Below are 18,800 nucleotides of genomic sequence, written 5' to 3'. Positions count from 1 at the left end.
AGAGAGGAGGAAGAAAGTTGAGCCTGTTTCAATATCGACTACCCGAAGTACATAACATGCTGCACAGCAAAGAGATTTCGGTCAGCGAACTGACGGAAGAATCATTGGCTGCCATTACCGAGCGTGACGGGAAGGTGCATGCATTTTTAACTTTAAATGAGGAGGGCGCGCGGCTGTCTGCACGTGCTCTGGACGACAAGCTGGCTTCCGGTGCAGCGCGCGGTTTGCTGTTTGGTCTTCCTGCAGGAATTAAAGATAATATTGTGACCAAAGGACTGCGCACGACCTGTGCCAGCCAGTTTCTGGACAATTTTCAGCCGATTTATGATGCAACAGTTGTTTCCAAACTGCGTCAGGCCGATGCTGTAACCATCGGCAAGCTGAACATGGACGAGTTCGCTATGGGCGGCTCCAATGAGAATTCTAGCTACGGGGCTGTACGTAATCCTTGGGATCTGGAACGTGTTCCCGGGGGCTCCAGCGGCGGCTCGGCAGCTGCGGTAGCTGCCGGTGAAGTCTTCTTTGCACTTGGCTCCGATACCGGCGGTTCTATCCGCCAGCCTGCCTCGTATTGCGGTGTGGTAGGACTTAAACCGACTTATGGTCTGGTTTCGCGTTACGGCCTGGTGGCATTTGCTTCTTCGCTCGATCAGATTGGTCCGCTTACCCGGACGGTGGAGGATTCCGCTTATGTGCTGCAGGCCATTGCCGGATACGACGCCCAGGATTCCACCTCGGCCAAAGTGAATATCCCCGATTACTTAAGCGCACTTACCGGTGATATTTCCGGGCTGCGCATCGCTGTGCCGAAGGAGTATATCGGAGAAGGTGTTGATGCCTCCGTCCGTGAGAGTGTGCTGTCTGCACTTAAGGTGCTGGAAGGTCTGGGTGCGGTCTGGGAAGAGGTTTCTCTTCCGCATACCGAATATGCTGTGGCGGCGTATTATTTGCTCTCTTCTTCGGAGGCGTCTTCCAACCTGGCCCGTTTTGACGGGGTGCGTTACGGTGCGCGTATAGATAACGGCGGCGGATTGCTTGATTTGTACCATAATTCCCGCAGCCACGGGTTTGGGCCGGAAGTTAAACGCCGGATTATGCTCGGCACTTATGCGCTCAGCTCCGGTTATTATGATGCTTATTACTTGAAGGCGCAGAAAGTGCGCACCTTGATCAAGCAGGATTTCGACGAAGTATTTAAAAAATATGATGTCGTCATCGGACCTACTGCGCCAACTACAGCTTTCAAGCTGGGCTCGCAGACGGAAGATCCGCTCACGATGTATTTGAATGATATTTTGACCATTCCGGTCAGTCTCGCCGGCATTCCTGCCGTCAGCATCCCTTGCGGTTTTGCCGAAGGCCTGCCTGTAGGTCTGCAAATTATCGGTAAGGAATTTGATGAGAGCACGGTACTGCGTGTTGCACACGCTTTTGAACAACATACAGATCATCATAAAGTACAGCCACAACTATAATTGCGGTCTTCGAAGCTTAGGCTCACAAAACTTTTAAGGGATGAGATCATTTATGTCTAAATACGAAACGGTCATCGGGCTGGAAGTTCATGTGGAGCTTCATACCAAGTCCAAAATCTTTTGCGGCTGCTCCACAGAATTTGGCGCTCCGCCCAATACGCACACCTGTCCCGTCTGTCTTGGTCATCCCGGCGTGCTGCCGGTGTTGAACCGCCAGGCGGTGGAATATGCGATGAAAGCAGCCATGGCGCTGAACTGCACCATCGGCGATGTCAGCAAGTTCGACCGCAAGAACTATTTTTACCCCGATTCGCCCAAAGCGTATCAGATCTCGCAATATGACCAGCCGATCGGTCTGAACGGCTGGATCGATATCGAAGTGAACGGTGAAACCAAACGGATCGGTATCACCCGCCTGCACCTGGAGGAAGATGCGGGCAAGCTGACTCATGTAGACGGCGGATTTGCTTCCCTCGTCGATTTCAACCGGGTAGGCACACCGCTGATCGAAATTGTCTCTGAACCGGATCTGCGCTCTCCTGAAGAGGCGCGCGCTTATCTGGAGAAGATTCGGGCCATTATGCAATATTGTGACGTATCCGATGTGAAGATGGAAGAAGGCTCCATGCGCTGCGACGCGAACATAAGCCTGCGGCCGGCAGGTCAGGAAGAGTTCGGCATCCGTGCGGAGCTTAAGAACATGAACTCCTTCCGGGGTGTGCTGCGCGGTCTGGAGTACGAGCAATTCCGCCAAGGGGAAATCCTGGATGATGGCGGTATCGTCGTGCAGGAGACCCGCCGCTGGGATGAAGCGCAGGGCAAGACGTTATCCATGCGCGGCAAGGAAGAAGCTCACGATTACCGCTACTTTCCAGATCCGGATCTCATTGTCCTGCATATTGATGATGCTTGGAAAGAGTCCATCCGGGCTACGATTCCGGAGCTCCCGGATGCCCTCCAGCTGCGGTACAGTGAGGAATATGGCCTTACCGCTTATGATGCGGGTGTGCTGACCTCCTCGAAACCGCTGGCCGATTTCTTTGAAGGCTGCCTTGCGTACACAAAGGATGCCAAGGCTGTGGCCAACTGGATGATGGGCGATTTGCTGGGTTATCTGAACGGCAGCAATCTGGAATTGTCCCAGGTGAAGATTACGCCGCAGGGTCTGGGTGAAATGATCGGCCTGATTTCAGGCGGAACGATCAGCAGCAAGATTGCCAAGACCGTCTTCAAGGAAATGCTGGAAAGCGGAAAGCTGCCGGGTGCAATCGTTGAGGAGAAGGGACTTGTCCAGATCAGCGACGAAGGCGCAATCAAAAAAATCGTTGAGGATGTAGTGGCTGCAAATCCGCAATCGGTGGAGGATTACAAGGCTGGCAAGCAGAAGGCAATCGGATTCCTGGTAGGTCAGGTTATGAAAGAAAGCAAAGGCAAAGCCAACCCGGGTCTGGTAAATACATTGCTGGCTGAAGTTTTGAACAGCTAGATCCCGCTTTTGGGTAATAGTAGACTATAGGATTATTAGCTCAGGGCTTGTCGGCAACGGCAGGCCCTAAGCGGCATATAAGGGGACTGTGCGGATGAACACAATTATCAAGCTTGATCTGCAGGATGAGATCATTCTTAGTGAGCTATGGAGCCTTCAGCATAAAGCTTACCGGCTGGAAGCGGAGATGATCGGATTCCATGAAATCCCGCCATTGCTGGAGACCAGAGATATGCTGAGCCAGTCTCAGGAGGATTTCTACGGCCGTTTCGACAGCAGCGGGGATCTGATGGGGGCTGTTGCCGTGCTGGAAGAGTCACCGGGCAAGCTGACTGTGACCCGAATGATGGTGAGTCCTGAGTATTTCCGCCAAGGGGTGGCCGGAAGCCTGCTGGAATTTATCTTTGCCCATTATCCGGGAATGGAGCGGTTTATTGTATCTACAGGGAAGCTCAATATTCCTGCGGTTACACTGTATACCAAACATGGCTTTATTCCAGCCGGACTAGAGGAAGTAGCACCGGGTGTGGAACTGATTGAATTTTATCGGAGTGGTATGCTTTGAAAGTAATACAATTCTTTATGGAAGGAGGAGCCCGAAATGAGTCCTGAACAGAAAGATGATTCCGCCAAGCTCCCGACAGAGGAAGGAATATATGATACAACTGCACAGGAGCAAGATGACGGGATAGAGCAGAAGAAGCCCTCAATCCCGCCCCGTCCAAAACGCCGTCCCCATCGTAAACGCAAATTTATTGCCGGACTGCTGTCCGCAATAATTCCGGGGACGGGACATCTATATTTCGGGCTTCTCCGCAAAGGGATTTCTTTCATCTTTCTTATCCTGCTTGATATTGCGGCGCTGCTGTATTTTTCGTCCATCGGTATGCAGATCAACGTTCCGCTGCTGATTTTGCTGGCCCTGATGATTCCGGTGCTGTATTTCTACAATGTGTTTGATGCCCTGCAGTCTGCTGACCGGATTTTGCGCTTTCCCGGGGAAGAGGACACTGAAACGCCAACCCCTTCAAAATATGTCAAACGCCGTACCCTGGTGAGTGAGCCGGGAATCTCGTTTGGCCTGATGCTGCTCTTTGGCGGAGTGCTGCTGTTCCTGTTCCGGCAGAAGCCGGCCTGGCTGCAAATGTTCATTCAGGATTATGCGGGAACGGTAATTGCCGCGGTGCTGATCGTCGGCGGTTTTTTACTGGGAGTCCGTGAGGTTGCGAAGGGATTATCCAGGAGCAGAGGCAATGAGCGGCGCATCCGCCGTGTCGGCAGATATACGGCTGCAGTCCTGCTTGCCAGTGTCGGCGTTCTTTTGCTGATGGATGCAAGAGATGGAACACATAATATGCTGCTGCTGTTAAAATGGTGGCCCGTTATACCGGTGCTGTGGGGTGCTGAATACCTGCTCATTTACTTTTTCTCAGGCCGCAGAGGTCAGACTGCCTATGGTTCAAGAGCCCGGATGGATTTGCGCGGGCTGTTCTCATCCGTTATTTTGGCCGCCAGTGTATTTATCGTGGCAGAGCAGGAGCATTATTTGCATTTATGGAACCGGGTCAGCCTTAACCTTACCGCTGCAGCAGTGGATTACGGCGAAGCCAAGGGCAGCCATTTTCAAAAGCCCCCATTAATCGTACCGGTTGAGCTGGGCACCTCCAAACTAACTGTTGATGCCATCAACGGCGACATTATGATCCACCGAGCCCCGGTAGAGGATATTGAAATCACGGCTACAGTATGGGTGGATCAGCTTGATGGTGCAGTGGCAGAGGCGATATCGGAGCAGTCCTTTGTGGAGGTCATTGAGGGTTCTAACATCAAAGTCACCCCAAAAACTAAGACTTATGGAGACTCCGGGAAACGCCAGCCGCGCATGGATCTTGACATTTCGCTTCCGGAGGACCGCCGCTTTAATCTGGAGGTGCGGACGATGAATGGCGGAATTACGCTGCAGAATGTGGAAGCCATTGAGGATATCTCTCTGGAGACCGGCAACGGCGCGATTGTTCTATACCGCATATACGGAAATGTAAAAGGAAAGACACTAAACGGGGAAGCACGCGCCAGAACGGTTCAAGGGGACGTTGAGATGTCAACGAGCGGCGGAAATATGGCGGCTTGGGATGTTACAGGGGCATTGAAGCTGTCGACCGCTGTAGGCAATATAACGGCATCCGGCAACGGTGGCGAAGTGGATCTGTCCAGCAAGAATGGCAATCTGGCAATTGACGGTGCGATGACTAAACTGCATGCTGAATCCCTAAATGGCAAAATTAATGCCCGATCGGAGTTCGTCGGCGGTGACTGGGATATTTACAGCGCAGTTGGCGACATTGATCTTTACGTGCCTTTATTCGGCGATTATAAGGTGGATGGATCCAGCGGTTATGGAGATATCGACACCGACCTGCCAGAGCTGACTATCGACAAAAAGACAATTTCCGGCAAAATCGGCAATGGCGAGTTCAAACTGCGCGTAGAAGGAAACAGCAACCTAAATGTGAGGAAATATTGAAAAAAGTAATTTTTATTATATAATAATGAATATAATGTATCGACTCCGTTGACAACATCGAAAGTCCGGTCTTACAATTACTTTATAGCTTTATTATGTTTTTATTTTAAAGGCGGTGGAATTGATGGGTAGTGGCGTACAGCATGCATTGGAACAACTGAAGACTACCGGTGTCCGTATTACGCCTCAGCGTCATGCGATTCTTACGTATCTGATGGAAGCGTTGAATCATCCTACGGCAGACGATATTTACCGTGCGCTTGAGCCGCAGTTTCCGAGCATGAGTGTGGCAACTGTATACAACAATCTAAAGATGTTCATGGAAGCCGGTATGGTTCGCGAGTTGACTTATGGTGACAATTCAAGCCGTTTTGATGCAAATGTATCCGATCATTATCATGTCATCTGCCAGGTGTGCGGGAAGATCGAAGATTTCAGCTACGCCTCGCTGCATGAAGTGGAGCAGGCTGCCGAACAGGCTACAGAGTTTAAAATCCATGGTTTGCGGATGGAATTGTACGGTGTATGCAAATGCTGCAGCGACAAGAAGCATTGAGATAACAGATTAGAATAACATTATGGGTATAATCGACTGCGATGTTTCGGACTGCAGGAGATTTGCCGGTTTTTCCAAAACGTGCGGAATCCGGAAGCGGAGGCTGCACGTTTTTTTGATAATTCTGCTATGGCTTACTTAATCTATGAATAACTTCCAGTAGATTTTCGCAACCAAAGAGACTCACATAGCGTATACTTAAGATTGGTTATACGCGCACTCAAAAATTAACTAAATATGTGGAGGATACATTTTGGACAGAAGACAGAGACAAAGACGCACCAAGAAGCGTGGAGGTCTTTTTCGCCGTTTATTAGGGCTCGTCATAATAGCCGCCGCTGCTTACTGGATTGTATTTTATGTACTGCCGAATCGGCAGCATATTGATCCTGACTGGAAAGGGATGGAACACCCCATTTTTGTCAAAGGAGAGTTTACAGGTTTTAACGCTAACGGTACAGGAGAGAGTCTGCTGCTGCCGCTGCCGCTTTTGCAGAAGTATGTGGATTCTTCCATTCGTTATGAAGAGGAGAGCAAATCAGCCATTCTTTCAACTGAGAGCGAACTTCTATATATGCAAGAGAATTCAACCTCCGCCAGCCTGAACAACCAGCCGATTCAGCTTCGGCTTGCTCCTGAAGAAAAGGATGGAGTGACCTATCTTCCGGCCGACACCCTCGAAGATCTATATGGTTTTGAGGTAGAAGAGGATAGTGATACCGGAGCTGTACTGCTGATGACTGCCGGGGAGACGGTTCCGCTGGGCAAAGTGAAGGGTGAGGAAGGCGACAGAACGAAGGCACTGCGCAGCGAGGCGTCGATTCATGCCCCCATTATCGCGGATATGCCTCCGGGAGCCGTGGTGAGAATCTGGAAGGCCGACAACCCGGACTGGCTGTATGTGCAGCTGAGCAGTGGTTACACGGGATATGCCAAAGCCGGTGACATTCTGTCAGACGGGCAAAAAACTGTAGAAGAAAAAACTTCCACACCGTCGAGAGCAGAACGCAACTGGAAGGGCAAACCGGTAAATCTGTTCTGGGAAGCAGTATACGAGCGTAAACCGGATCCCGCTAAGTTCGGTGAACTGCCTGGAGTCAATGTGGTCAGCCCTACGTGGTTCGAGATTGTAGACGTGCAGGGCAATGTGCGCAGTAAAGCGGACAAGGCTTACGTGCAGTGGGCGCACAAGCAGGGCATGGAAGTCTGGGCTCTGCTCAGCAACAGCTTTGATGCCGATCTGACGACTGAGGCCTTAGCGAGCTATGAGAAGCGGATGAATACGATTGTACAAATGCTGGAGTTTGCAGATTTATACGATCTGGATGGTATCAATATCGACTTTGAGAATGTACACACCAAAGACGGTGAGAATGTTACGCAGTTTATGCGGGAGCTGAAGCCAATGGCTCAAGCCAAAAATCTCATTGTCTCCATTGATGTGACGCCTAAATCAAAGAGTGAAATGTGGTCTTTGTTTCTGGACCGGCGTGCACTCGGTACAGTCGTTGATTTCATGATGGTCATGGCGTACGATGAGCACTGGGCATCCAGTCCAAAGTCGGGCTCTGTTTCCTCGCTGCCTTGGGTGGAGAGCTCCATTAGCCGCATTATCGAGGAAGACGAGGTGCCTGCCGAGAAATTGATTCTCGGTGTGCCGCTGTATACCCGTATCTGGTCGGAAACAACAGAAAAGGGTAAAACCAAGGTGAGCTCCAAGGCCGTGAGCATGAATGCGGTTCAGGAGATTCTTACTGAGAAGAAGCTGACACCAAAGCTTGATAAGGATGCGGGACAGAATTACGTTGAGTACAAGGAAGACGGAATTCTCCGCAAAATATGGATAGAGGATAAGCTTTCACTACAAGGGAGAGTTAAACTTGCCAAATCGTTTGGACTTGGCGGAGTGGCCTCCTGGACACGCAGCCTGGGCAATCAGGAAGCCTGGGAGACCCTGCAAACTATTCATCAATAATATAATCTGTCAGTAAGATAACAAAGGGGCTCCCCGTCTGGGAGCCCCTTGTTTGTATGATTCATTCATCGGCTGTCGTTATTGCTTGAGTTGCTGAGTTTCGAGCTGCTCTGCAGTTATCGTAGCCTGCTCCGGATCCCTTGTCAGAAGGGTATGGCAGAACATGCAGCGGTCTGTTTTCCCGAGCATCTTGGTCAGTTTGTGGCATTCCGGACATTCCAGCTGGACTGCGCTGGTCGATAGCATGCCTGCCCAGAAATAGATGGCGAGACTTGCCATCATGGAGATCAGGCCGATGACCAGACCGATTGCAGCGAATACTTTGCCTGCAGATCCCCAGAATACGATGCCTGCCGTTCCCAGAATCATGAGTCCCATTCCGAGCATGGTGAGCAGCAGTCCCCAGGTGCGAAAAGCATTGATTTTAGCCGATTTTAGCTTCATGAGTATTTACTCCTAACTAAAATATAGTTCGGTCGTCCAGGAGGAACTGATATGAATATGTAGAATATTATTATTTAAGAGGATTATAACTGACTGGACGCAAAATCGCCAAATTTGATGGAGGGAAGTATGGAACTATCCAATTTGACCCTGTTGAGTGGAGAAACGTTTGATGAGAATGTTCTGGGAGCTGTCACTTTGAGGCGGAAGGGTAATGCTCCGTTTCAGAGTGCGCTTCTTCATGACTTCGATATGGTAGTGCTGATGCTGCATGAAGATGAAGAGAAAGAACGCACTATAACCCATACCATTGCCGGTGACCGGCGCACGCAGTCTGTGCATGTAGGCTTATCTGCCTTGGAGCGGGCTGTAATGGCGGGTGATAACAATGAACTTCTTACCAGCTTAATTGCTGGAGATGTGATTTGGGACCCTAAGGGAATATTAGGGGATATGCGCAGGGAGATCATGCAATTCCAGGGCACGCTAAGAGAGCGGGTACTGTTTATGGAATTTGCCCGCTTTCTGCATATGTATGTTAAATCCAAACGATATCTGGAAGCAAACTGTACCATGGATGCCTACAACTGTGTTTTGATTGCTTTGTATCATTGGGCGCGGATTGAAGTCAGTGAAGCGGGTTTTTTCCCCGACCCTGCAGTATGGGAACAAGTCAAGAGTCTAAACACCCCTGTTCACAAGCTGTATGAAGAGCTTACGGTGAGTACCGAAACTCTGGATCAACGAGTCGAACTGATTCTGCTTGCTTGTGAATTTGCCCTAATGTCGAAGATGTCTGATTGTTGCGGATTGCTTTTGAATATCTTGGGCAGCCGAAAGGAATCATGGAGTATCAAAGAATTACTGCAGCATTCGGGCCTCAGCCAATTGGAAGCTGAACTGCCGCTTGTATTGCGCAAGCTTGTTTCCCGTTCACTAATAAGAGAGATTACTTCCTGGGCGGATGATGCCGGTGACGGTCATGCGGTGCGTTACACCCGGTAAAGTTAAAGAGCAGGATAGAGTGGCTATCCATAACGGGATTTTCCACTCGACCAAAGAGCATATGCTGTAGGATAGGGAGAGGCCGGGCGCTCTCTTTTTTTATTTGTACAGTTTCTGAATGAGAAGATAAACGCAGGGAATATTTATAGTTGACTCTTATGTTAATGGTGTGTTAAATTATAACTCGGCCCTCAGACACAATGACAAGCTGCAAAGCAAGCGTAAATCAACCGAAAAAAGAAATTAAAAAAAAGGTTGACTAAAACGAGGTCGCCGTGATATATTATAAAGGTCGCTGCTGACAAGCGCCGACAACGAAAAACAAGAACTTGATCTTTGAAAACTGAACAACGAGTGAGTGGGAAATCACGCAAGTGAGATCCAAAACTGATGAGTTTCACAGCGTATTTATACGCTTTGGAAATTTCATCGTGAGAATGTAAATTCTCGTCAGATGTTTCAAAATGAGCAATCGCTCTTTCTAAATACCAATTTGGAGAGTTTGATCCTGGCTCAGGACGAACGCTGGCGGCGTGCCTAATACATGCAAGTCGAGCGGAGTTATGAAGGAGCTTGCTCCGGATTAACTTAGCGGCGGACGGGTGAGTAACACGTAGGCAACCTACCTCTTTGACTGGGATAACTACCGGAAACGGTAGCTAATACCGGATAATTCCTTTGTTCACATGGACGAAGGATGAAAGGCGGAGCAATCTGCTACAAAGAGATGGGCCTGCGGCGCATTAGCTAGTTGGTGGGGTAACGGCTCACCAAGGCGACGATGCGTAGCCGACCTGAGAGGGTGAACGGCCACACTGGGACTGAGACACGGCCCAGACTCCTACGGGAGGCAGCAGTAGGGAATCTTCCGCAATGGGCGAAAGCCTGACGGAGCAACGCCGCGTGAGTGATGAAGGTTTTCGGATCGTAAAGCTCTGTTGCCAGGGAAGAACGTCCGGTAGAGTAACTGCTACCGGAGTGACGGTACCTGAGAAGAAAGCCCCGGCTAACTACGTGCCAGCAGCCGCGGTAATACGTAGGGGGCAAGCGTTGTCCGGAATTATTGGGCGTAAAGCGCGCGCAGGCGGCTATTTAAGTCTGGTGTTTAAACCTTGGGCTCAACCTGAGGTCGCACTGGAAACTGGGTGGCTTGAGTACAGAAGAGGAAAGTGGAATTCCACGTGTAGCGGTGAAATGCGTAGATATGTGGAGGAACACCAGTGGCGAAGGCGACTTTCTGGGCTGTAACTGACGCTGAGGCGCGAAAGCGTGGGGAGCAAACAGGATTAGATACCCTGGTAGTCCACGCCGTAAACGATGAGTGCTAGGTGTTAGGGGTTTCGATACCCTTGGTGCCGAAGTTAACACAGTAAGCACTCCGCCTGGGGAGTACGGTCGCAAGACTGAAACTCAAAGGAATTGACGGGGACCCGCACAAGCAGTGGAGTATGTGGTTTAATTCGAAGCAACGCGAAGAACCTTACCAGGTCTTGACATCCCTCTGAATCCACTAGAGATAGTGGCGGCCTTCGGGACAGAGGAGACAGGTGGTGCATGGTTGTCGTCAGCTCGTGTCGTGAGATGTTGGGTTAAGTCCCGCAACGAGCGCAACCCTTGACTTTAGTTGCCAGCAGGTTAAGCTGGGCACTCTAGAGTGACTGCCGGTGACAAACCGGAGGAAGGTGGGGATGACGTCAAATCATCATGCCCCTTATGACCTGGGCTACACACGTACTACAATGGCCGGTACAACGGGAAGCGAAGCCGCGAGGTGGAGCCAATCCCAGCAAAGCCGGTCTCAGTTCGGATTGCAGGCTGCAACTCGCCTGCATGAAGTCGGAATTGCTAGTAATCGCGGATCAGCATGCCGCGGTGAATACGTTCCCGGGTCTTGTACACACCGCCCGTCACACCACGAGAGTTTACAACACCCGAAGTCGGTGGGGTAACCCGCAAGGGAGCCAGCCGCCGAAGGTGGGGTAGATGATTGGGGTGAAGTCGTAACAAGGTAGCCGTATCGGAAGGTGCGGCTGGATCACCTCCTTTCTATGGAGAATCGTTTCCTGCAACGGAAACATTCAAATCGGAAGCTTAGCTTCCAAAACTCAGGTTTAGGCCTGTTACTCACTCGTTGGTCAGTTTTGAGAGTTTAAGCTCTCAAGTAGTACCTTGATCCTTGAAAACTGGATACCGAAACGAATTTGCGTTTTAGAACATCTTTTAGCTGAAACTTGTGTGAACAAGTTTTAATTAATAGTGATGCTAGCGGTTTTCCTTCTGGAAAAACGCATTGGTTAAGCTAATAAGAGCACACGGAGGATGCCTAGGCGCCAGGAGCCGACGAAGGACGTGGCGAACAACGAAACTGCCTCGGGGAGCTGTAAGCAAGCTTTGATCCGGGGGTGTCCGAATGGGGAAACCCAGCTGTGGTAATTCGCAGTTACTTCTCTCTGAATACATAGGGGAGATAGAGGCAGACCAGGGGAACTGAAACATCTAAGTACCCTGAGGAAGAGAAAACAATAGTGATTCCGTCAGTAGCGGCGAGCGAACGCGGAACAGCCTAAACCAAGGGGCTTGCCCCTTGGGGTTGTGGGACGTCTCACATGGAGTTACAAAGGAATATGGTAGGCGAAGAGGTCTGGAAAGGCCCGCGATAGAGGTAAAAGCCCTGTAGCCTAAACTGTGTTCTCTCCGAGACGGATCCCGAGTAGTGCGGGGCACGTGAAACCCCGTATGAATCCAGCAGGACCATCTGCTAAGGCTAAATACTACCTGGCGACCGATAGTGAAACAGTACCGTGAGGGAAAGGTGAAAAGCACCCCGGAAGGGGAGTGAAATAGAACCTGAAACCGTGTGCTTACAAAAAGTCAGAGCCCTATTCATGGGTGATGGCGTGCCTTTTGTAGAATGAACCGGCGAGTTACGTTTAACATGCAAGGTTAAGGTGAGAAGCCGGAGCCGCAGCGAAAGCGAGTCTGAATAGGGCGATTTAGTATGTGGACGTAGACCCGAAACCGTGTGATCTACCCCTGTCCAGGGTGAAGGTGCGGTAACACGCACTGGAGGCCCGAACCCACGTATGTTGAAAAATGCGGGGATGAGGTGGGGGTAGCGGAGAAATTCCAATCGAACTCGGAGATAGCTGGTTCTCCCCGAAATAGCTTTAGGGCTAGCCTCGGTGAATGGAGTGGTGGAGGTAGAGCACTGATTGGGTGCGGGGCCCGCAAGGGTTACCAAGCTCAGTCAAACTCCGAATGCCATTAACTTCTTGCCGGGAGTCAGACAGTGAGTGCTAAGATCCATTGTCAAAAGGGAAACAGCCCAGACCATCAGCTAAGGTCCCCAAGTGTGTGTTAAGTGGGAAAGGATGTGGAGTTGCACAGACAACCAGGATGTTGGCTTAGAAGCAGCCACCATTGAAAGAGTGCGTAATAGCTCACTGGTCGAGTGACTCTGCGCCGAAAATGTAACGGGGCTAAACACACCACCGAAGCTATGGCTAGATGCTTTGCATCTGGGGTAGGGGAGCGTTGTATGCAGGTTGAAGGTGTACCGTAAGGAGCGCTGGACAGCATACAAGTGAGAATGCCGGTATGAGTAACGAAAAGATCAGTGAGAATCTGATCCGCCGAAAGCCCAAGGTTTCCTGAGGAAGGCTCGTCCGCTCAGGGTAAGTCGGGACCTAAGGCGAGGCCGAAAGGCGTAGTCGAAGGACAACAGTTTGAAATTACTGTACCACCGTAATCCGCTATGAGCGATGGGGTGACGCAGGAGGGTAGTGACGCGGACTGATGGATGTCCGTCTAAGCAGTGAGGCTGGTGTGTAGGCAAATCCGCACACCATTAAGGCTGGGCTGTGATGGGGAGCGAAAATTATAGTAGCGAAGGTCATGATCTCACACTGCCAAGAAAAGCCTCTAGTCAGGAGAAGGTGCCCGTACCGCAAACCGACACAGGTAGGCGAGAAGAGAATTCTAAGGCGCGCGGAAGAACTCTCGTTAAGGAACTCGGCAAAATGACCCCGTAACTTCGGGAGAAGGGGTGCCTCGGTAGGGTGAATAGCCCGAGGGGGCCGCAGTGAAAAGGCCCAAGCGACTGTTTAGCAAAAACACAGGTCTGTGCGAAGCCGCAAGGCGAAGTATACGGGCTGACGCCTGCCCGGTGCTGGAAGGTTAAGGGGAGCGGTTAGGAGCAATCCGAAGCTGTGAACCGAAGCCCCAGTAAACGGCGGCCGTAACTATAACGGTCCTAAGGTAGCGAAATTCCTTGTCAGGTAAATTCTGACCCGCACGAATGGCGTAACGACTTGGGCGCTGTCTCAACGAGAGATCCGGTGAAATTTTAATACCTGTGAAGATGCAGGTTACCCGCGACAAGACGGAAAGACCCCATGGAGCTTTACTGCAGCTTGATATTGAATTTGGGTACGATCTGTACAGGATAGGTGGGAGCCGTAGAGGCAGGAGCGCAAGCTTCTGCGGAGGCGCCGTTGGGATACCACCCTGATCGTATCTAGGTTCTAACCTGGTACCCTAAACGGGTACGGGGACCGTGTCAGGCGGGCAGTTTGACTGGGGCGGTCGCCTCCTAAAGAGTAACGGAGGCGTTCAAAGGTTCCCTCAGAATGGTTGGAAATCATTCGAAGAGTGCAAAGGCATAAGGGAGCTTGACTGCGAGACCAACAAGTCGAGCAGGGACGAAAGTCGGACTTAGTGATCCGGTGGTACCGCATGGAAGGGCCATCGCTCAACGGATAAAAGCTACCCTGGGGATAACAGGCTTATCTCCCCCAAGAGTCCACATCGACGGGGAGGTTTGGCACCTCGATGTCGGCTCATCGCATCCTGGGGCTGAAGTAGGTCCCAAGGGTTGGGCTGTTCGCCCATTAAAGCGGTACGCGAGCTGGGTTCAGAACGTCGTGAGACAGTTCGGTCCCTATCTGTCGTGGGCGCAGGAAATTTGAGAGGAGCTGTCCTTAGTACGAGAGGACCGGGATGGACGTACCGCTGGTGCATCAGTTGTTCCGCCAGGAGCATGGCTGAGTAGCTACGTACGGACGGGATAAGCGCTGAAAGCATCTAAGCGTGAAGCCCCCCTCAAGATGAGATTTCCCAATTAGTAAGACCCCTTGAAGACGACGAGGTAGATAGGTTGGAGGTGGAAGTGCAGCAATGCATGGAGCTGACCAATACTAATCGGTCGAGGGCTTATCCAACAAGTAAGACGCAGATTCGTTTCGGATTCAGTTTTCAGGCGATCAAGCCTGATATGTAATATTCCCTGATAGCTCAGTTGGTAGAGCACTCGACTGTTAATCGAGTTGTCACAGGTTCGAGTCCTGTTCGGGGAGCCATATGGAGAGGTGTCCGAGTTTGGCCGAAGGAGCACGATTGGAAATCGTGTAGGCGCCACAAGCGTCTCGAGGGTTCGAATCCCTCTCTCTCCGCCACAATTTTTTACAGGTATGGCCCGTTGGTCAAGGGGTTAAGACACCTCCCTTTCACGGAGGTAACATGGGTTCGAATCCCATACGGGTCACCATTTCTTCACTTGATTTCATCTAGTGGAATTGATACAATAACAATTGTCCGTTTATGGAGGCTTAGCTCAGCTGGGAGAGCATCTGCCTTACAAGCAGAGGGTCGGGGGTTCGATCCCCTCAGCCTCCACCATTTTAACTTTAAATGAATATTTTTCTTACTGACGCGGGGTGGAGCAGCCCGGTAGCTCGTCGGGCTCATAACCCGAAGGCCGCAGGTTCAAATCCTGCCCCCGCAACCAATTTGGAACCGTGGTGTAGTTGGCCTAACATGCCTGCCTGTCACGCAGGAGATCGCGGGTTCGAATCCCGTCGGTTCCGCCATCAATACCTTAACAAACTTATATGGCTCGGTAGCTCAGTCGGTAGAGCAAAGGACTGAAAATCCTTGTGTCGGGGGTTCGATTCCCTCCCGCGCCACCATTTTATTTAACTGAATATGCCGGTGTAGCTCAATTGGTAGAGCAACTGACTTGTAATCAGTAGGTTGGGGGTTCAAGTCCTCTCGCCGGCACCATCTGTGGAGGCTTAGCGAAGTGGCCAAACGCATCAGACTGTAAATCTGCTCACGTACGTGTTCGGTGGTTCGAATCCATCAGCCTCCACCATCTTTAGGGGCATAGTTTAAAGGTAGAACAACGGTCTCCAAAACCGTTGGTGTGGGTTCAATTCCTGCTGCCCCTGCCAATGAAAATTTTAAAGCTTAATATGGCGACCGTGGCGAAGGGGTTAACGCACCGGATTGTGGTTCCGGCATTCGTGGGTTCGAGACCCATCGGTCGCCCCATTTCTTTAAAACAGGATTGGCAAATTGTTAGTAACAGCTTAATATGGCGACTGTGGCGAAGGGGTTAACGCACCGGATTGTGGTTCCGGCATTCGTGGGTTCGAGACCCATCAGTCGCCCCATTTTTTTCTAAAATGTTATTGGGGATTAGCCAAGCGGTAAGGCAACGGACTTTGACTCCGTCATGCATAGGTTCAAATCCTATATCCCCAGCCATTTTGCGGACGTGGCTCAGCGGTAGAGCATCGCCTTGCCAAGGCGAGGGTCGCGGGTTCGATTCCCGTCGTCCGCTCCATTTTTGTGGCGCCATAGCCAAGTGGTAAGGCAAAGCTCTGCAAAAGCTTTATCCCCAGTTCGAGTCTGGGTGGCGCCTCCATTATTTTTTAGAACTGATTCTTTTTACATCTATACGCCGGCGTGGCGGAATGGCAGACGCGCTCGACTCAAAATCGAGTGGGAAACCGTGGAGGTTCGAGTCCTCTCGCCGGTACCAACTACAACCTTTAGAAGTCCATTGATATTATATCAATGGGCTTTTTTGTGTATTTATAAAGTGCAAAATCGAACTAAACAGCTGCCTCGCTGTGTATATACTATGATAGTTATTCAACAAGCCATATTTCGAAGCCGTTTTATAACCTTTTTTTCTCTTGCAGGTGGCCTGCTATCATACCCGATCCTCCTTCGGTTAGCAGCCCACAACCCTACCATTTATACTAAATTACAGCATATTAAAACATTAATTCAATGCGTTAAAGTGTTGAAGTTATTTGTCATATCTAATTGCTGCGAATACATCAATGATCGGAGGTAGGCAATAATTTGAATTTTGGGTATCTTGTATGCTCGTCCGATTTTAAAGTGAGGGATTCGATTCGCTTGTAAAATTTTGTAGGCACTTTTGGAACTAATGCCACCAAGCATTTCGCATAGTTACGGAATATTAACAACGTCGGATATTGTTCAAACATGGACGTAAGGAGATGTGTCTTGTCCGAGAGTAATGGAATACATTGTTCTGGCATATAACATAGCTTCAACGTTATGACGAAGCTCTCCCTCATCCGAGCGGGCTGCCCCCAATACCGTGACGTTGGCCGGGCAGAAGTATCATAATCCCCTACTCTGGTTATGGCGATTCATCCGACCACAGGATGATTTTAGCCGGAGCAGTGGTCGCTCAAGCCCCGTTTTGGGACTGTCACAGCGCTTCCGCTTCGTCGCTTCTGGTTTTCATATGATGATTGCTTCCTGTTATATAAATGGGGATTAGGAGAGAAAAGGGCAACTGTTTCCTGAAAATTTTCTCTAAATAGATTAAAATAGAGTGTGTGAAAACAAGAACTGGCCCTGTGTAGTAAGATACACAGAGCCAGTCCCTTTTTTATGCGTAGTGACTAAGATCTAAGCGACGAACTACCATGATCTAGGCAATCGTCATCTGCTGTTTGCACGCTGGTTCCATTTCGTTTTGCGTACTTAATAATAACTGGCTCATAACGAGCAATTAAATGCTGATAACCTCCATCAGAATAGGCTTTAAATTGGGCTGGGAAATTCGTATATTGGCTAGCAACGCTCTCTAATTTGTCTGAGCTCGCTTTCTGCAAGTGATGCGAAGGCAGCGGCGAAGCCTTCTTACTTGGCTCGAAGCTGGCGCAGCACAAGCACACCAAAGTGCGTGCCTGTATACTTGTCTTTCATGTTAGAATGAATGTGAATCTTGTGTTTAAGTCCTGTATATCATGGACTTACTTCGCAGAACCAACAAATTGATTTCTAGCCGCACCTAGACCAACGATACCGAGTAGAGCGGAAGCGCCAACCAATATCAGGAGTGGAACGCTCCAACTATGACTGGCATCATGCAAGTATCCAATCAGCGCTGGGCCAATTGCTGCTAGTAGATATCCGATGGATTGGGCCATGCCCGATAATTCAGCCGCCTGATGGGCACTTTGGGTACGCAAGCCGAAAAACATCATGGACAAGCCAAAGGCAAAGCCCGCTCCAATTCCAAGAATAATAACCCAAAACAGAACCAGATGGATACTGCTATAGAGAAGTCCAAGTGTTCCGATCAAAAGTAGAATTGTTGTAATAACCACTAACAACCGTTGGTTAGACATGCGACCAGCCATAACTGGAACGATAAATGCAAAGGGGAGCGAAGCCATAATCAGAACCGAGAGAAACCAGCCGGATTGACTTGAACTGATGCCTTGATCTTTTAGTATTTCAGGCAGCCATGCCACCAGCACATAAAAAATGGCCGATTGTATTCCCATAAAAAGAGTCACCTGCCAAGCCAATGGAGAGCGCCATATATTGACCTGATGGTTGTTACCTGCGCTGTTGGCAACAGCGGCTGGTTTCGCTGGAGCCTTGAGTTGTGGTACCCAAAAGAGAATGGAGATGACGCTAAGTATCCCCCATACTCCCAAGGCACCTTGCCAGTTCAAGCCTGCCCCCACAGCTAAGGGAACACTAATACCGGAAGCAATCGCCCCGCATAGATTCATGGAAACAGAATAAACCCCTGTCATAGTACCCATTTGCTGCGGAAATTCCCGTTTAATCAGGCTAGGTAGTAATACATTACATATGGTAATAGCAAACCCCAGAACTGCAGTTCCAACATACAAGGTTACTGCTCCGGATAACGAGCGAACAGCAATACCGATGACCAAAAAAATAAGGGAAATCAGGATAATACGTTCTACACCATATTTACGTCCTAATTTTGGTACAAAAGGTGATAACAATGCAAATGCAATTAGTGGAACTGTGGTAATCAGGCCTGCTAAGGTATTCGAAATATGCACGTTCTCTCGAATAAGACTGACTAATGGTCCCACCGATGTGAGGGGAGCACGCAAATTCGCTGCGATAAAAATAATTCCTACGATCATGAACCAGAGTGTCGCTTGCTTGCGAATGCCGGTACTGGATATTCCATCCTGTTTTTTTAACAATTGTTCTGGTGAACTCATAAGGGATTCTCC

At 49.9% G+C, this 18,800-nt stretch carries 10 protein-coding genes, 16 tRNA genes and 2 rRNA genes; 25 read left to right on the top strand and 3 right to left on the bottom strand.

All coding sequences use genetic code 11. The annotated features are described in order from the left end of the window. Positions 1-17 precede the first annotated feature (17 nt). The 6 genes from gatA (at position 18) to MHI45_RS13805 (ending at position 8,016) form a co-directional block, all read left to right on the top strand. On the top strand, positions 18-1,475 hold the full coding sequence (gene gatA, locus MHI45_RS13830; RefSeq protein ID WP_076113354.1) for an Asp-tRNA(Asn)/Glu-tRNA(Gln) amidotransferase subunit GatA: 1,458 nt from the start codon (positions 18-20) through the stop codon (positions 1,473-1,475). A gap of 40 nt (positions 1,476-1,515) precedes the next feature. Then, positions 1,516-2,961 (top strand): Asp-tRNA(Asn)/Glu-tRNA(Gln) amidotransferase subunit GatB, encoded by a 1,446-nt coding sequence (gene gatB / locus MHI45_RS13825; RefSeq protein WP_038596532.1) that lies wholly within the window; start codon positions 1,516-1,518, stop codon positions 2,959-2,961. Positions 2,962-3,055: 94 nt separating this feature from the next. After that, a complete protein-coding gene (locus MHI45_RS13820) occupies positions 3,056-3,526 on the top strand; it encodes a GNAT family N-acetyltransferase (RefSeq protein WP_076113355.1) in 471 nt (156 codons plus the stop codon). A 36-nt stretch (positions 3,527-3,562) separates the two neighbouring features. Continuing rightward, positions 3,563-5,485, top strand: a complete 1,923-nt coding sequence (locus tag MHI45_RS13815; RefSeq protein WP_256718225.1) for a DUF4097 family beta strand repeat-containing protein — start codon at positions 3,563-3,565, stop codon at positions 5,483-5,485. 124 nt (positions 5,486-5,609) lie between these two features. Further along, entirely contained in the window at positions 5,610-6,041 is a 432-nt protein-coding gene (locus tag MHI45_RS13810; RefSeq protein ID WP_038596527.1) for a Fur family transcriptional regulator, read from the top strand. A 253-nt stretch (positions 6,042-6,294) separates the two neighbouring features. Next, positions 6,295-8,016, top strand: a complete 1,722-nt coding sequence (locus MHI45_RS13805) for a glycosyl hydrolase family 18 protein (protein WP_076113356.1) — start codon at positions 6,295-6,297, stop codon at positions 8,014-8,016. Positions 8,017-8,094: 78 nt separating this feature from the next. Here the strand turns inward: MHI45_RS13805 and MHI45_RS13800 are convergent, their stop codons facing one another. After that, the gene (locus tag MHI45_RS13800; RefSeq protein ID WP_076113357.1) at positions 8,095-8,460 is read right to left on the bottom strand and encodes a DUF2614 family zinc ribbon-containing protein; all 366 of its coding nucleotides are present in this window, start codon (positions 8,458-8,460) and stop codon (positions 8,095-8,097) included. Positions 8,461-8,589: 129 nt separating this feature from the next. On the opposite strand from MHI45_RS13800, the gene MHI45_RS13795 reads away from it, so the two are divergent. The 19 genes from MHI45_RS13795 (at position 8,590) to MHI45_RS13705 (ending at position 16,288) form a co-directional block, all read left to right on the top strand. Beyond that, positions 8,590-9,465, top strand: a complete 876-nt coding sequence (locus tag MHI45_RS13795) for a nucleotidyltransferase-like protein (protein ID WP_076113358.1) — start codon at positions 8,590-8,592, stop codon at positions 9,463-9,465. 490 nt (positions 9,466-9,955) lie between these two features. Further along, positions 9,956-11,511 (top strand): 16S ribosomal RNA (locus MHI45_RS13790). 246 nt (positions 11,512-11,757) lie between these two features. Continuing rightward, positions 11,758-14,684, top strand: a 23S ribosomal RNA gene (locus MHI45_RS13785). Together the 16S and 23S rRNA genes with 16 tRNA genes alongside form the textbook arrangement of a ribosomal RNA operon. 62 nt (positions 14,685-14,746) lie before the next feature. Then, positions 14,747-14,822, top strand: a tRNA-Asn gene (locus MHI45_RS13780). A 3-nt stretch (positions 14,823-14,825) separates the two neighbouring features. After that, positions 14,826-14,918 (top strand) — tRNA-Ser (locus tag MHI45_RS13775). Between the two features lie 17 nt (positions 14,919-14,935). Then, positions 14,936-15,010: transfer RNA gene (locus tag MHI45_RS13770), tRNA-Glu, on the top strand. A gap of 55 nt (positions 15,011-15,065) precedes the next feature. Beyond that, a tRNA-Val gene (locus tag MHI45_RS13765) sits at positions 15,066-15,141 on the top strand. Positions 15,142-15,173: 32 nt separating this feature from the next. Continuing rightward, positions 15,174-15,250, top strand: a tRNA-Met gene (locus tag MHI45_RS13760). A gap of 4 nt (positions 15,251-15,254) precedes the next feature. Next, positions 15,255-15,332: transfer RNA gene (locus MHI45_RS13755), tRNA-Asp, on the top strand. Positions 15,333-15,355: 23 nt separating this feature from the next. Then, positions 15,356-15,431, top strand: a tRNA-Phe gene (locus MHI45_RS13750). Between the two features lie 18 nt (positions 15,432-15,449). Further along, positions 15,450-15,525 (top strand) — tRNA-Thr (locus MHI45_RS13745). A 5-nt stretch (positions 15,526-15,530) separates the two neighbouring features. Next, positions 15,531-15,616 (top strand) — tRNA-Tyr (locus MHI45_RS13740). 5 nt (positions 15,617-15,621) lie between these two features. Continuing rightward, a tRNA-Trp gene (locus MHI45_RS13735) sits at positions 15,622-15,695 on the top strand. A 24-nt stretch (positions 15,696-15,719) separates the two neighbouring features. Further along, positions 15,720-15,795 (top strand) — tRNA-His (locus MHI45_RS13730). A gap of 46 nt (positions 15,796-15,841) precedes the next feature. After that, positions 15,842-15,917 (top strand) — tRNA-His (locus tag MHI45_RS13725). Positions 15,918-15,936: 19 nt separating this feature from the next. Next, a tRNA-Gln gene (locus MHI45_RS13720) sits at positions 15,937-16,011 on the top strand. A 4-nt stretch (positions 16,012-16,015) separates the two neighbouring features. After that, positions 16,016-16,090: transfer RNA gene (locus MHI45_RS13715), tRNA-Gly, on the top strand. Between the two features lie 7 nt (positions 16,091-16,097). After that, a tRNA-Cys gene (locus MHI45_RS13710) sits at positions 16,098-16,171 on the top strand. A gap of 35 nt (positions 16,172-16,206) precedes the next feature. Further along, positions 16,207-16,288: transfer RNA gene (locus tag MHI45_RS13705), tRNA-Leu, on the top strand. A 251-nt stretch (positions 16,289-16,539) separates the two neighbouring features. Here the strand turns inward: MHI45_RS13705 and MHI45_RS35175 are convergent. Both MHI45_RS35175 and MHI45_RS13700 read right to left on the bottom strand, forming a co-directional pair. After that, positions 16,540-16,719 (bottom strand): helix-turn-helix domain-containing protein, encoded by a 180-nt coding sequence (locus MHI45_RS35175; RefSeq protein WP_445322169.1) that lies wholly within the window; start codon positions 16,717-16,719, stop codon positions 16,540-16,542. A gap of 827 nt (positions 16,720-17,546) precedes the next feature. Beyond that, a complete protein-coding gene (locus MHI45_RS13700; protein WP_076112540.1) occupies positions 17,547-18,788 on the bottom strand; it encodes a CynX/NimT family MFS transporter in 1,242 nt (413 codons plus the stop codon). Between the last annotated feature and the right edge of the window lie 12 nt (positions 18,789-18,800).

Origin of the sequence: Paenibacillus sp. FSL H3-0321 (genome assembly GCF_038002865.1) — a bacterium.
Lineage (GTDB): Bacteria > Bacillota > Bacilli > Paenibacillales > Paenibacillaceae > Paenibacillus_AQ.
The sequence above is the reverse complement of the archived record's forward strand: the minus strand, read 5'-3'. Positions and strand labels throughout refer to the sequence as shown.

Excerpts from the sequence above, each read along its gene's own strand:
- gatB (WP_038596532.1), top strand. The coding sequence starts at position 1,516 with ATGAGATCATTTATGTCTAAATACGAAACGGTCATCGGGCTGGAAGTT.
- MHI45_RS13820 (WP_076113355.1), top strand. The coding sequence starts at position 3,056 with ATGAACACAATTATCAAGCTTGATCTGCAGGATGAGATCATTCTTAGT.
- MHI45_RS13815 (WP_256718225.1), top strand. The coding sequence starts at position 3,563 with ATGAGTCCTGAACAGAAAGATGATTCCGCCAAGCTCCCGACAGAGGAA.
- MHI45_RS13810 (WP_038596527.1), top strand. The coding sequence starts at position 5,610 with ATGGGTAGTGGCGTACAGCATGCATTGGAACAACTGAAGACTACCGGT.
- MHI45_RS13800 (WP_076113357.1), bottom strand. The coding sequence starts at position 8,460 with ATGAAGCTAAAATCGGCTAAAATCAATGCTTTTCGCACCTGGGGACTG.
- MHI45_RS13795 (WP_076113358.1), top strand. The coding sequence starts at position 8,590 with ATGGAACTATCCAATTTGACCCTGTTGAGTGGAGAAACGTTTGATGAG.
- MHI45_RS35175 (WP_445322169.1), bottom strand. The coding sequence starts at position 16,719 with ATGCTTGGTGGCATTAGTTCCAAAAGTGCCTACAAAATTTTACAAGCG.
- MHI45_RS13700 (WP_076112540.1), bottom strand. The coding sequence starts at position 18,788 with ATGAGTTCACCAGAACAATTGTTAAAAAAACAGGATGGAATATCCAGT.